The sequence below is a fragment of the Cupriavidus sp. HMR-1 genome (assembly GCF_000319775.1).
In the GTDB taxonomy this organism is placed as follows: domain Bacteria; phylum Pseudomonadota; class Gammaproteobacteria; order Burkholderiales; family Burkholderiaceae; genus Cupriavidus; species Cupriavidus metallidurans.
Window position 1 is genome coordinate 1 of sequence record NZ_ANKP01000039.1, and the last position, 13,076, is coordinate 13,076.

Annotated in this window: 10 protein-coding genes and 1 pseudogene; 6 read left to right on the forward strand and 5 right to left on the reverse strand. The window is 64.2% G+C overall.

The window, feature by feature from the left end; genetic code table 11:
* From D769_RS05175 to D769_RS05185, 3 genes and pseudogenes are all read left to right on the forward strand, one after another.
* Positions 1–363, forward strand: a pseudogene (locus D769_RS05175) (DNA-protecting protein DprA); the annotation flags it as partial.
* 36 nt (positions 364–399) lie between these two features.
* Positions 400–789, forward strand: coding sequence for a thioredoxin family protein (locus D769_RS05180; protein ID WP_008642747.1), 390 nt, complete (start codon positions 400–402; stop codon positions 787–789).
* A 175-nt stretch (positions 790–964) separates the two neighbouring features.
* Positions 965–3,640 (forward strand): DNA topoisomerase III, encoded by a 2,676-nt coding sequence (locus D769_RS05185; protein ID WP_008642749.1) that lies wholly within the window; start codon positions 965–967, stop codon positions 3,638–3,640.
* Between the two features lie 58 nt (positions 3,641–3,698).
* On the opposite strand, the gene D769_RS05190 is transcribed toward D769_RS05185, so the two are convergent.
* Positions 3,699–4,631: a LysR family transcriptional regulator gene (locus tag D769_RS05190; protein WP_008642751.1), complete on the reverse strand. Its 933-nt coding sequence runs from the start codon at positions 4,629–4,631 to the stop codon at positions 3,699–3,701.
* A 192-nt stretch (positions 4,632–4,823) separates the two neighbouring features.
* On the opposite strand from D769_RS05190, the gene D769_RS05195 reads away from it, so the two are divergent.
* Positions 4,824–5,072, forward strand: a complete 249-nt coding sequence (locus D769_RS05195) for a hypothetical protein (protein WP_008642752.1) — start codon at positions 4,824–4,826, stop codon at positions 5,070–5,072.
* A gap of 129 nt (positions 5,073–5,201) precedes the next feature.
* Here D769_RS05195 and D769_RS05200 read toward each other — a convergent pair whose 3' ends face one another.
* From D769_RS05200 to D769_RS05210, 3 genes are all read right to left on the reverse strand, one after another.
* Positions 5,202–5,645: a membrane protein gene (locus tag D769_RS05200; protein WP_008642753.1), complete on the reverse strand. Its 444-nt coding sequence runs from the start codon at positions 5,643–5,645 to the stop codon at positions 5,202–5,204.
* 236 nt (positions 5,646–5,881) lie between these two features.
* A complete protein-coding gene (locus D769_RS05205; RefSeq protein WP_008642754.1) occupies positions 5,882–6,076 on the reverse strand; it encodes a YbdD/YjiX family protein in 195 nt (64 codons plus the stop codon).
* Positions 6,077–6,092: 16 nt separating this feature from the next.
* Complete coding sequence (locus tag D769_RS05210) at positions 6,093–8,168, reverse strand: carbon starvation CstA family protein (protein WP_008642756.1); 2,076 nt, start codon at positions 8,166–8,168, stop codon at positions 6,093–6,095.
* Between the two features lie 387 nt (positions 8,169–8,555).
* Here D769_RS05210 and D769_RS05215 point away from each other — a divergent pair, with 387 nt between their 5' ends.
* Complete coding sequence (locus D769_RS05215) at positions 8,556–9,944, forward strand: cache domain-containing protein (RefSeq protein WP_008642758.1); 1,389 nt, start codon at positions 8,556–8,558, stop codon at positions 9,942–9,944.
* Entirely contained in the window at positions 9,941–10,627 is a 687-nt protein-coding gene (locus D769_RS05220) for a response regulator transcription factor (protein ID WP_008642759.1), read from the forward strand. Before D769_RS05215 ends, D769_RS05220 begins: the two co-directional genes overlap by 4 nt.
* A gap of 88 nt (positions 10,628–10,715) precedes the next feature.
* On the opposite strand, the gene D769_RS05225 is transcribed toward D769_RS05220, so the two are convergent.
* On the reverse strand, positions 10,716–12,572 hold the full coding sequence (locus D769_RS05225) for a phosphoenolpyruvate carboxykinase (GTP) (RefSeq protein ID WP_008642762.1): 1,857 nt from the start codon (positions 12,570–12,572) through the stop codon (positions 10,716–10,718).
* Positions 12,573–13,076 lie beyond the last annotated feature (504 nt).

Genomic DNA, 13,076 nt, shown 5'->3' on the forward strand with positions numbered 1-13,076 from the left:
CTGGCGTCCGAGATCGGCAGGGAGGTATTCGCGATGCCGGGATCGATCCATGCCGAGCTGGCCCGAGGCTGCCACAAGCTGATCCGTCAGGGCGCCAAGCTGGTCGAGACACCGGCCGACGTGTTCGAAGAGTTCGGCGATCCGGGCGGGGCGGCTTCAGTCGCTCCGGTACCCGTACCCGATTCGGCGCCAGCGCCCGGTGATCCGTTCGGCGCCGCCCTCGCCTATGATCCTGTCACGTTCGATGCGTTGTGCGAGCGGTCTGGTCTCGCGCCGCATATGGCGGCGGCAATGCTTCTGGAGCTTGAGCTTGGGGGGACGGTCGAACGCATGGCCGGCAATCGTTACCGACGTCTGGCATGATCCGCGGTATCGCAACCGTCTCATTTTTCGCGCGCAATGACCGTTTACTTCCCCGAGCGAGATCTCGCAGGCATCCGTCAGGCTTTGGCGGCGTGCCCAGGCGGCCGTCTGGTTGCGTGCCTGTGCGCAGACTGGTGTGGGACCTGCAAGGAATATGTGAGCGGGTTTGCGGCGTTGGCGGCACGCTATCCGGACGACTGTTTTGTTTGGGTCGATATCGAAACCCATGCCGATCGGCTGGGTGAGGACATCGATATCGAAAACTTTCCTACTGTATTGATTCAGCCCATTGCCGGAGGGGCACCGCACTTTTACGGAACGGTGTTGCCCCACCTGGAAGTTCTGGACCGGATGCTGGCGCGTGGCAGTGCGATGCCGGCAACGGCGTCGGAGATTCCTCAAGTGCTCGACTGGTTGCTTGGGTAGGAAGCAGGCCGGCGTTGCGTGGTGCCGCGTTTGGGCGCGGCATCAGCTTGCACCGCCGTCCGAACCGCGCTTATTATTGGCGCCTCAAAGCCCAGCCGTGCTGTTTACATAGTTTGTCGTGAATTTCAAGAGGCGCGCACTGCCCTTGCGCAGTGGTGCCACAAGGACCCGTTGAATGTCTAAAGCCCTCATCATCGCGGAAAAGCCATCGGTCGCCGCCGATATCGCGCGCGCCCTCGGGGGCTTTACCAAGCACGACGAGTATTTCGAGAGCGACGACTACGTGCTGTCCTCGGCCGTCGGTCACTTGGTAGAGATCGCGGCGCCCGACGATTACGAGGTGAAGCGTGGCAAGTGGAGCTTCGCCAATCTGCCGGTGATCCCGCCGCACTTCGATCTGCGCCCGATCGCCAAGACCGAGTCGCGCCTCAAGGTGCTGAACCGCCTGATCAAGCGCAAGGACGTGACCGCGCTGATCAATGCCTGTGACGCGGGGCGCGAAGGGGAACTGATCTTCCGACTGATCGCCCAGCAGGCCAAGGCCAAGCAGCCGGTGCGCCGCCTGTGGCTGCAGTCAATGACGCCGCAGGCCATCCGCGACGGGTTTGCCGCGCTGCGCGAGGACGAGGAAATGCTCCCGCTGGCCGACGCGGCCCGCTGCCGTTCCGAAGCCGACTGGCTGGTCGGCATCAACGGCACGCGCGCCATGACGGCCTTCAACAGCAAGGGCGGCGGCTTCTTCCTGACCACCGTGGGCCGGGTACAGACGCCGACGCTGTCGATCGTGGTCGAGCGCGAGGAGAAGATCAAACACTTCGTCCCCCGCGACTACTGGGAGGTGCGGGCCGAGTTCATCGCCGCCGCGGGCCTCTACGAAGGCCGCTGGTTCGACCCGAAGTTCAAGAAGAACGAGTTCGATCCCGAGGCGCGCGACTCGCGCCTGTGGAGCGAGGCGGAAGCCAAGAGCATCGTGGCGGCCTGCCGTGACAAGCAAGGCACGGTCACCGAGGAATCCAAGCCGTCGACGCAGCAGTCGCCTGCCCTGTTCGACCTGACCACGCTGCAGCGCGAAGCCAACTCGCGCTTCGGATTCTCGGCCAAGAACACGCTGGGCCTGGCCCAGGCGCTGTACGAAAAGCACAAGGTGCTGACGTACCCGCGTACCGACGCGCGCGCGCTGCCGGAGGACTACCTGGACACGGTCAAGCAGACCATGGACATGCTGGCCGACAGCTCGCCGAACTATCTGCCGCACGCGAAGAAAATTCTGTCGAGCGGCTGGGTGAAGCCGAACAAGCGGATCTTCGACAACAGCAAGATCAGCGATCACTTCGCTATCATCCCGACCCTGCAGGCGCCCAAGAACCTGTCCGAGCCCGAACAGAAACTGTACGACCTGGTCGTGCGACGTTTCCTGGCCGTGTTCTTCCCGACCGCCGAGTTCCAGGTGACCACGCGGATCACCGAGGTTGCCGGCCACCACTTCAAGACCGAGGGCAAGATCCTGGTCAATCCGGGCTGGCTGGTGATCTACGGCCGCGAGGCACAGGGCAAGGACGACAAGGACGCCAATCTGGTGCCGGTGCAGAAGGACGAGAAGGTCAAGACCGACAAGGTCGAGTCCGTCGGCCTGACCACGCGCCCGCCGGCCCGCTATAACGAAGCGACGCTGCTGTCGGCCATGGAAGGTGCCGGCAAGCTCGTGGACGACGATGCGCTACGCGAGGCGATGGCAGGCAAGGGCCTGGGCACGCCGGCCACGCGCGCGGCCATCATCGAAGGCCTGCTGGCTGAGAAGTATCTGGTCCGCGAAGGCCGCGAGCTGATTCCCACGGCCAAGGCGTTCCAGCTGATGACGCTGTTGCGCGGACTGGGTGTGGAGGAACTGACCCAGGCCGAGCTGACGGGTGAGTGGGAACACAAGCTGTCGCAGATCGAGCGCGGACGTCTAAAGCGTGACGAGTTCATGCGCGAGATCGCGCAGATGACGCAGCAGATCGTCAAGCGTGCCAAGGAATACGACAACGACACGATTCCGGGCGATTACGCGACGCTCGACACGCCGTGCCCGCAGTGCGGTGGCCAGGTCAAGGAGAACTACCGTCGCTTCGCCTGCACGGCCTGCGAATTCTCGATCAGCAAGATCCCTGGCGGCCGCCAGTTCGAGATCGAGGAAGTCGAGGAACTGCTGCTGAAGAAGGAAATCGGCCCGTTGCAGGGATTCCGCAGCAAGATGGGCCGGCCGTTCGCGGCCATCCTGAAGTTGGCCAAGGATGACGACGGCAACTGGAAGATGGAGTTCGACTTCGGCCAGAACGACGACGAAGGCGATGGCGAACCGGTGGACTTCAGCGAACAGACCCCGGTCGGCAAGTGTCCGAAGTGCGGCGGCTCGGTCTACGAGCACGGCATGAAGTACGTCTGCGAGAACGCCGTGGGCAGTGCGAAATCGTGCGACTTCACCAGCGGCAAGATCATCCTGCAGCAGGAAATCTCGCGTGAGCAGATCGGCAAGCTGCTGACGGATGGCAAGACCGACCTGCTGACTGGCTTCAAGTCGTCGCGTACGGGCCGCAACTTCAAGGCTTTCCTGGTCAAGCAGCCGGACGGCAAGATCGGTTTCGAGTTTGAGGCGCGTGAACCCAAGGCGGGCGCGGCGGCCAAGACCGCGAAGCCTGCGGCCAAGTCGGCGGCCAAGGCAGAGTCGGCGCCTGCAAAGGTGGCCGCCAAGAAGGCGCCGGCAGCGAAGAAGGCCGCCACGAAGACGGCGACAAAGACGGCTGCTACAAAGACGGCTGCTGCCAAGAAGACGCGCGCAACCACAAAGCAGACAGCCGACGCCGAAGAGTAATCACTCACCTTCTGGCATCACGGGAAGGTAAAACGGCGGGGCGTGAGCCCCGCCGTTTTCATTTTGCCGCGGTCATCTGCGGCTTGTTCTCCGTGTCCACCGCCCGTTGCTGGCTTTCCTCCAGCAGGAAGTCGATGAAGGCCCTGACCTTGGTCGGCAGGAACTTGCGGCTTGGATAGACCACGCTCACGTCGCGGCGCGGCAACTGGTACTGGGGCAGGATATGCGTCAGCCGCCCTGCCTCGATGTTCGGTCGTGCCAGGTACGACGACAGCATCGCGATGCCCATATTGGTCAGCGCCGCCTGGTGCGCCAGTTCGGCATTGCTGCACAGCAGGCCTGGGCGAATCGGCACGGTCACCTCGCCTTCGGGGCCGGACAGTGTCCATTCGTGCTCGGCGTTGGGCAGCCGCATCGCGATGGCGCGGTGGTTGGACAGGTCATGCGCATTGCGCAGCGGCGGGTGTTCGCGCAGATAGCCCGGCGAGGCGCAAAGAATGACTTCGGCGGAGATCAGCGGGCGCGCCACGAGGTGCGAGCCGAGCCCGAGATCGGACAGCATCACGCCTACGTCCCGCCCTTCCTCGACGATGTCGATCATTCGGTCCGAAAGCTGCACGTCGAAAACGACCTCGGGATACAGCTGCTGGAAGCGTTCCAGGATCTGCGGCAGCAGATGCAGGCCGAACATGACCGGGGTGACAAGCCGTAGCGTGCCGGATAGTGACTGGCTGCGCGCGGCAACGATCGACTCGGCTTCCTCCACGTCTTCGAGAATCTGCGAACAGCGCTGCAGATACGTCTCGCCGGCGTCGGTCAGGGAGAGGCTTCGGGTGGTCCGGTTCAGCAACCGGGTGCCGAGATGGCTTTCCAGATCAGCGACATAGCGCGTCACGACCGCATTGGACATTTCCAATTGCTGCGCCGCACGGGCAAAACTGCCCAGTTCGACGACTTTGGCGAAGACGCGCATCGATTGAAGCCGATCCATGACATAGTCTCCCTGTTCACCGGTGAATTTTTACACGATCCGGGTGATTTATTGTTGAAAGCACAACCAATCATTGTGGACGGCGCTATTTATTCATATCAGGGAAATGCCTAATATCGCACCATCTGATGCCGCATTGCAGCACCGGTCCTGGGACCACCGGCATCCTTGAATGTGAAAAAGGATTCCATCATGAAGCGCCAATTCGCCCTGATCGCTGCCCTGACCGTTGCCCTGTCGGCAGCTCCCGCCTTCGCCAAGGCAGGCAAGTTCGATACCTACACCGACGGTGCCAAGGCAGGCAAGTTTGACACCTACACCGATGGCGCCAAGGCCGGCAAGTTCGATACCTACACCGACGGCGCCAAGAGCGGCAAGTTTGACACGTACACCGATGGCGCGAAGGGCTTCGACGTCTACTCGGACGGCGCCAAGCTCTGATCCCAGCCAGGCATTCCGCAAAAGCCCGTACCCTCACCGGTACGGGCTTTTTGTTTGGGCTTCGGCCAGAGACCGGCCGGACAAAAGAAAACGGGCCCGTTCAGGGCCCGTAGTCTATTCCTTTGTGACTCAGTCGTCGTGGTGGTGGTGACGGTGCTTGCTGCGCTTGTACCCACGGTTGTATCGACGATCATCGTCGTACGAGTTGCTGCGCGACACATTGCCACCCAGCGCCGCGCCTGCAGCGCCACCCAGGCCAGCGCCAACCAGGCCGCCGGTACGGCCGCCCATGGCGTTGCCGGCCGCTGTACCTGCACCACCGCCCAGTGCGCCACCAATGATGGCGCCGGTGCGTTCGCGACGGTTCGAAGTGATGGCGCCACCGGCACCACCGCCCACGGCGCCACCGATCACGGCGCCGGTGCTACCACCCAGCGCGCCGCCCACCGCGGCGCCAGCGACGCCGCCCAGGCCACCGCCCAGTGCGTTGTTCAGATCTCCCCCTGCGAACACCGGCAGCGCAGCTGCCGAAAGGGCAAGGGCCAGGGTCAGGTTGCGAAGAGGACGAGACATCGTTTTTCCTTTATATGGCGGGTATCTGGTTCGAGAGTGTAGAGAAGGAGTCCCCCCGTTGCTGTAACGAGTTGTGAGGCCCTGTAACCCTCTGCAGAAACGGTATCAAGGCGTTAGCAGTCGATGTGCTGGCGCAACGCCATATGGCATTTGCGTCGCATATGGCCACCAGTAAAAAAGGCGACCCAGGTGGGTCGCCTTGTCTTGCCTGCGCCAGAGGCGTCAGGTGAGTCTGGTCAGCAGCACTTTCCCTGTCCGCCACCGTAGCGCGCCTCCTGACGCTCGCGGAAGAATTCCTCGTACGTCATCGGCTCGCGGTCGGGGTGGGTGCTTTCCATATGGGCCACGTAGGTCTGATAGTCGGGCAGGCCGACCATCAGACGCAGCGACTGGCCCAGGTAACGTCCCATGGTTCCGAGCTGTTCCAGCATGATGGCCTCCAGGTGATCATTGCGACCCTGCCGAAGCCTGGGCCGGCATCGGCTCGAACGGCGTTTCGCGGTCCGTGCGCTTCGAGATGGTGCGGGCCGACATCGCGGTCTTGAACCCATAGAACACGATCGACAGCACCACGAACATGAACAGCGCGCACAGGCCGGCATCCAGGTAGTCGTTGAAGACGATGCGCTGCATCTGCTCCATCGTCTTGGCCGGAGCCAGTACCTTGCCTTCGGCGATTGCGGCGCTGAACTTCGATGCGTGGGTCAGGAAGCTGACCTTCGGATCGGCGTCGAACAGCTTCTGCCAGCCGGCGGTCAGCGTGCAGATCAGCAGCCAGCAGGTCGGCAGCAGCGTTACCCAGGCGTACTGCCCGCGCTTCATCTTGACCAGCACGCAGGTGCTCAGCACCAGCGCCACGGCGGCCAGCATCTGGTTGGAGATACCGAACAGCGGCCACAGCGTGTTGATGCCGCCCAGCGGATCGACCACGCCCTGGTACAGGAAGTAGCCCCAGGCCGCCACGGTCAGCGCGGTGGCGATCAGGTTGGCCGGCAGCGAGTCGGTACGCTGCAGGGACGGCACGAAGCTGCCCAGCAGATCCTGCAGCATGAAGCGGCCGGCACGGGTGCCCGCGTCCACGGCGGTCAGGATGAACAGCGCCTCGAACAGGATCGCGAAGTGGTACCAGAAGGCCATCATGGCCTGGCCACCCACCACCTGATGCAGGATGTGGGCGATGCCGACGGCCAGCGTCGGGGCGCCACCGGCGCGCGAGATGATCGTGTTCTCGCCCACGTCCTTGGCGGTCTGGATCAGCACGTCCGGCGTGATCACGAAGCCCCAGGTGGAGACCACGTGCGCCACGGCTTCCGGCGTATTGCCGATCACGGCCGCCGGGCTGTTCATCGCGAAGTACACGCCCGGCTCGATCACCGAGGCGGCCACCAGCGCCATGATGGCGACGAACGACTCGGCCAGCATCGCGCCGTAGCCAATGAAGCGCGCGTGCGATTCATTTTCCAGCAGCTTCGGCGTGGTGCCCGACGAGATCAGCGCGTGGAAGCCCGATACGGCGCCGCAGGCGATCGTGATGAAGAGGAACGGGAACAGGTTGCCCGACCACACCGGACCGCCACCTTGCGCGAACTGCGTGAACGCCGGCATCTTCAGTTCCGGCGCGACGATCAGGATGCCGATGGCCAGCGCGATGATCGTGCCGATCTTCAGGAAGGTCGACAGATAGTCACGCGGGGCCAGCAGCAGCCACACCGGCAGCACGGCGGCGATAAAGCCGTAGATGATCAGCATCCATGTCAGGGCCTTGCCGTCGTACGTGAACAGCGGCGCCAGCACAGCGCTTTCATGTACGTACTGGCCGCCGATAATGGCGAGCATCAGCAGCACGAAGCCGATGACCGACACTTCGCCGATGCGGCCCGGACGGATGTAGCGCGTGTAGATGCCCATGAACAGCGCGATGGGAATTGTCACCGCCACGGTGAACGTGCCCCACGGCGAGCCGGCCAGTGCCTTCACCACGATCAGCGCCAGCACGGCCAGGATGATGATCATGATCATGAAGCAGCCGAACAGGGCGATCATGCCCGGCACGGTGCCCATTTCGGACTTGACCAGGTCGCCCAGCGAACGGCCGTCGCGGCGCGTGGAGATGAACAGGATCATGAAATCCTGCACCGCACCGGCGAATACCACGCCGGCCAGAATCCACAACATGCCCGGCATATAGCCCATTTGCGCGGCCAGCACGGGGCCCACCAGCGGCCCGGCGCCGGCGATGGCGGCGAAATGGTGGCCGAACAGCACCGCCTTGTTGGTCGGCACGTAGTCCAGGCCATCGTTGTGGCGCCAGGCGGGCGTCATGCGATTGGGGTCGAGCTGCATCACCTTGTCGGCGATGAAGCGGCTGTAGTAGCGGTAGGCGATCAGGTAGATGCAGAGCGCGGCAACCACGATCCACAGGGCACTGACGGCCTCGCCACGCGACAGCGCGACAGTGGCAAAGGCGAAGGCGCCGAGCACGGCGACGGCCAGCCACAACAGGTGTTGTCCGATGCGATTCATTTGAAGGGTCTCCTCAGACCGGCTGAAAAGGCCTGCGGCGACGGGAGGCGGGCAGCGGGGGCGTGCCGGATGGCGGCCGCCGACGATCGCTTGGAAGATTGCCTCCTGGATGTCCGCGGCGCCCGGTCTGTTCTCGTCTGAACCGGATCTTGTCGTGCAGGTGGTCAGTGCGCTCGACAGCGAGATCACCGAGATTCGCAGTGGATCGAGGCACACCAATTGTGTCAGATCGCGCCAAGGGCAGGGCCCCCGGATCAATCCGGCGTGTAGTATTGACACCCGCCCAGGCCGCCACAAGCGCGGAACTACGCAACGCACCTGCGTAGTAGTGCGTAGATCGACGGTTTCATGCGGTCTTCCCGGCGTCGGTGTTTACCCCCGGTTCAGATGAAACTCCGCCAAAAGATACTTTTGCTTGCCGTGGCGCCGCTGGCCGTTGCCATGCTCGGCATCGCGCTGGCCGTCCGTTTCCAGGCCACTGCGCTGGTCCGGCACGAGCGCATGCTGGTGGAGGCCGCCTACCTGCAAAGCAAGGAAACCGAGCTGCGCCACTACGTAGAGCTGGCGCAAAGCGCGATCGCGCCGATGGTCCAATCCGGCCGCACGGACGAGGCCACCCGGCAGGCCGCCATGGACGCGCTGGCCCGGCTCGATTACGGCCGGGACGGCTATTTCTTCCTATATGACCTGCAGGGGCGCAACCTGATGCACCCGCGCCAGCCCGAACTTGTGGGCCAGGACCTCTGGCTGATGCGCGACCCCGAAGGAGCGCTGACAATCCAGAAGCTGGTGGCTGCCGCCAAGGCGGGTGGTGGCTCGGTGCGTTATCTGTGGAAAAAGCCGTCCTCGCAGCAGGTGGCGCCCAAACTGGGCTATGTGGTGGCCGTGCCGGCCTGGAACTGGATGCTCGGCACCGGCATTTATCTTGACGATGTAGAGCAGACGCTGCGCCAGCTCGACGCGCGCGCCGAGACCGACATCCGCGAAACCATGGCCTGGATCGGGGTGATCGCCGCCATCAGTATCCTGCTGGTGGCCGCCAGCGGCCTGGCGCTCAACGTCAGCGAACACCGCGAGGCCGACGCCAAGCTACGGCAGCTTGCCCAGCGTGTGGTGCAGTCGCAGGAAGAGGAACGCGCGCGATTGTCCCGTGAGCTCCATGACGGCATCAGCCAGTTGCTGGTGTCGGTCAAACTGGTGCTCGAAGCTGCAACGAACCGCATCCGCCTGGCCCCGACCGAGGGAGCGTCGGTGGCGCCGATCCTCGGCATGGCGCTGAACCGGCTCGATTCCGTCTTCAACGAAGTGCGCCGCGTGGCGCGCAACCTGCGCCCTGCCTTGCTCGACGATCTTGGCCTGTACGCCGCGCTTCAGCATCTGGCGCGCGAGATGCAGGCCGGCAGCTCGCTTATGATCAACGTGACGCAGACCGGCAAGCCGCGTCTGCTGGCCGACGAGCCGGCGACCGCGCTGTTCCGGATTGCGCAGGAGGCGCTGACCAATGTCGAGCGCCACGCCCATGCCACGCGCGTCGATGTGACACTCGACTTTGCCGACCGTGCCACGCGCCTGACGGTGCGGGACAACGGCACGGGTTTTGACGTGGCCCGCATGCAGATCGATCCGAGCCGCGGCATCGGCCTGCGCAACCTGCGCGAGCGGGTAGCCGCGCTGGGCGGAAGTTTCGAAATCCTCTCCGCTTCCACCGGCACGCTGCTCACCGCTTCGCTGCCCACCGCTCCGCAGCCCTTTTCCCCCGAGACTTCGCAGTCATGATCGCACCCCACGACGCCGATCCGGCCGTCACCACCTCCTCCGCCGCACGCGTATTGCTGATCGACGATCACGCACTGGTGCGCGACGGCATGCGTATGCACCTGACGCTGCAACCGGGGCTGGAAGTGGTCGGGGAAGCCGACGATGGCGAGGCCGCGCTGGCGTGGCTGGCGGCAGCCGAAGCCGGACGCATGCCGGACCTCGTGATCACCGACATCGGCATGCGCGGCATGGGCGGTATTGCCCTGGCGGGCGCCCTGCACGATCGCTACCCGGAACTGGCCGTGCTGATCGTGTCGATGCATGACAACCTGGAATACGTGCGCCAGGCGATCCGCGCGGGCGCGCGCGGCTACGTGCTCAAGGACGCACCAGCCGATGAGTTACTGGCCGCGATCCATGCGGTGCTGGCGGGACGTGTGTTCTACAGCGCCCGTATCGCGCGCGGCATGGCGGAGCAGGCTGTGAGTCCGCTCGACGCGCTGACACCGCGCGAACGCGACATCCTCCACGGCATCGGACGCGGACAGGCCAACAAGGACATCGCGGTTCAACTCGGCGTATCGGTGCGCACGGTTGAGACCCACCGCCTCAACCTGAAACGCAAGCTTGGCATCGAGGGCCGGGCGGAACTGGTGAAGTATGCGGTGCAGCAGCTTGGGCTGGATGTCGAGGGTGGTTGAGGGGCCGTTCACGAGAAAACGATAGCCCAAACAAAAAAACGCCGAACGGCGGCAAGCCGTTCGGCGTTTTTCCTTAACGCGGGAAGACTCAGGCCGACAGGCGCTTGGCCAGTGCGTCCTTGGTTTCCGCCAGCGCTTGCGGCAGGTTGTGCTTGAGCTGCGTGAACAGTTCGTCGTGCAGCGCCAGTTCCTTCTGCCATGCGTCACGGTCGATCGACGTGACCTGGGTGAATTGCTCGGCCGTGAAGGCCAGGCCGTCCCAGTTCAGGTCCGTGTAGCGCGGCGACGTGCCGAACACGTGCTCGGCGCCTTCGCCACGGCCTTCCACGCGGTCGATCATCCACGACAGCACGCGCATGTTCTCGCCAAAGCCCGGCCACACGAAGTTGCCGTCGGCATCCTTGCGGAACCAGTTCACGCAGTAGATGCGCGGCAGCTTGGCGCCGGCGGCTTCGAGCTTCTTGCCCAGTGCCAGCCAGTGGCCGAAGTAGTCGCTCATGTTGTAGCCGCAGAACGGCAGCATCGCGAACGGATCGCGGCGGACCACGCCTTGCTGGCCGGCAGCGGCGGCGGTGGTTTCCGAACCCATCGTGGCGGCCATGTAGACGCCTTCGGTCCAGTTGCGGGCTTCGGTCACCAGCGGCACGGTGGAGCTGCGGCGGCCGCCGAAGATGAATGCATCGATGGCCACGCCAGCCGGGTTGTCCCAGTTGTCGTCGATCGACGGGCATTGCGAGGCCGGCGCCGTGAAGCGGGCGTTCGGGTGGGCAGCCTTGGCGCCGGTCGACTTGGCGATCTCGGGCGTCCAGTCCTTGCCCTGCCAGTCGATCAGGTGCGCCGGGGCTTCCTTCGTCATGCCTTCCCACCACACGTCGCCGTCGTCGGTCAGCGCCACGTTGGTGAAGATGACGTTTTCCTTGAGCGTCGCCATCGCGTTGAAGTTGGTCTTCTCGCTCGTGCCCGGGGCCACGCCGAAGTAGCCGGCTTCCGGGTTGATGGCGTACAGGCGGCCATCGTTGCCCGGCTTGATCCAGGCGATGTCGTCACCGATCGTCGTGACCTTCCAGCCCTCGAAGCCCTTGGGCGGGATCAGCATGGCGAAGTTGGTCTTGCCGCAGGCCGACGGGAACGCGGCGGCCACGTGGTACTTCTTGCCTTCCGGCGAGGTCACGCCGAGGATCAGCATGTGCTCGGCCAGCCAGCCTTCGTCGCGGCCCATCGTCGAGGCGATCCGCAGGGCGAAGCACTTCTTGCCCAGCAGCGCATTGCCGCCGTAGCCCGAACCGAACGACCAGATTTCGCGCGTCTCGGGGAAGTGCACGATGTACTTGGTCGGGTTGCACGGCCATGCCACGTCCTTCTCGCCAGCGGCCAGGGGCTTGCCCACGGTATGCACGCACGGCACGAACTCGCCGTCGGCGCCCAGCACGTCGTACACGGCGCGGCCCATGCGGGTCATGATGCGCATGTTCACGGCGACGTACGGCGAGTCGGACAGCTCGACGCCGATGTGGGCGATCGGCGAACCCAGCGGGCCCATCGAGAACGGCACCACGTACAGGGTGCGGCCACGCATGCAGCCGTCGAACAGGCCGTTCAGCGTCTGGCGCATTTCGGCCGGTGCGGTCCAGTTGTTGGTCGGGCCGGCGTCTTCCTGCTTCTGCGAGCAGATGAAAGTGCGGTCTTCGACACGTGCCACATCGGAGGGATCCGACAGGGCCAGGAACGAGTTCTTGCGCTTGGCCGGGTTCAGGCGGCGCATCGTGCCGGCGGCGACCATCTGCTCGCACAGGCGGTCATATTCTTCCTGCGAGCCATCGCACCAGTAGACCTGGTCGGGCTTGGTCAATGCGGCGATGTCGGCAACCCAGGCGACCAGTTTCTGGTTCTTGACCCAAGCCGGCACGTTCAGTGCCGGAGTGCCTTGCATTGTGGGGTGGTTCATACTGCGACTCCAAAGCGAAAAAGAAATCGTGCAATGTCCGAGCGGCGGTTCGCGGATGAGCGGGCCGGGAAAGTCGGGGCCGGGCCGGCTGCCTGCCTTGTTCGGCATGGCGCACTTGCCTTCTGACCGTGACATCCCGTTACAACTCGGCGGCGACCAAATTCTTTCAAATGGTCGCGAGGGGCCCTGTTGCTGCGATACAGTTGCGCTTCGCCTGCTTTTGGCGGGCGACAGGGGCCGGGCGGGCATTGTCCGGCGACGAACGGGGTGTGGGAGCGTAGCTCAACCGCACTGTGCGCGTCGCGGGAGCGGGCAAGGATACCATTGCACGGATCACCTGTTTTTTGCTGCGCAACATTGTTACCTCAGCCGACATGCCTTTTCGCCACCGCCGCGGGTCGTCGCGGACACGGTTGGGGACGATGATGTTCGCTTTCAATGTTGTGTCAGGACATCCAACAATACTGTCGGTTGCGCACTGATTCTGTGGCCGTGCGCACCGAG

What these genes read in the sequence shown, in the direction of transcription:
- D769_RS05200 (WP_008642753.1), bottom strand. Translation starts at nt 5,645, where the DNA reads ATGTCTCGTCCTCTTCGCAACCTGACCCTGGCCCTTGCCCTTTCGGCA.
- D769_RS05180 (WP_008642747.1), top strand. Translation starts at nt 400, where the DNA reads ATGACCGTTTACTTCCCCGAGCGAGATCTCGCAGGCATCCGTCAGGCT.
- D769_RS05190 (WP_008642751.1), bottom strand. Translation starts at nt 4,631, where the DNA reads ATGGATCGGCTTCAATCGATGCGCGTCTTCGCCAAAGTCGTCGAACTG.
- D769_RS05220 (WP_008642759.1), top strand. Translation starts at nt 9,941, where the DNA reads ATGATCGCACCCCACGACGCCGATCCGGCCGTCACCACCTCCTCCGCC.
- D769_RS05195 (WP_008642752.1), top strand. Translation starts at nt 4,824, where the DNA reads ATGAAGCGCCAATTCGCCCTGATCGCTGCCCTGACCGTTGCCCTGTCG.
- D769_RS05205 (WP_008642754.1), bottom strand. Translation starts at nt 6,076, where the DNA reads ATGCTGGAACAGCTCGGAACCATGGGACGTTACCTGGGCCAGTCGCTG.
- D769_RS05185 (WP_008642749.1), top strand. Translation starts at nt 965, where the DNA reads ATGTCTAAAGCCCTCATCATCGCGGAAAAGCCATCGGTCGCCGCCGAT.
- D769_RS05210 (WP_008642756.1), bottom strand. Translation starts at nt 8,168, where the DNA reads ATGAATCGCATCGGACAACACCTGTTGTGGCTGGCCGTCGCCGTGCTC.
- D769_RS05215 (WP_008642758.1), top strand. Translation starts at nt 8,556, where the DNA reads ATGAAACTCCGCCAAAAGATACTTTTGCTTGCCGTGGCGCCGCTGGCC.
- D769_RS05225 (WP_008642762.1), bottom strand. Translation starts at nt 12,572, where the DNA reads ATGAACCACCCCACAATGCAAGGCACTCCGGCACTGAACGTGCCGGCT.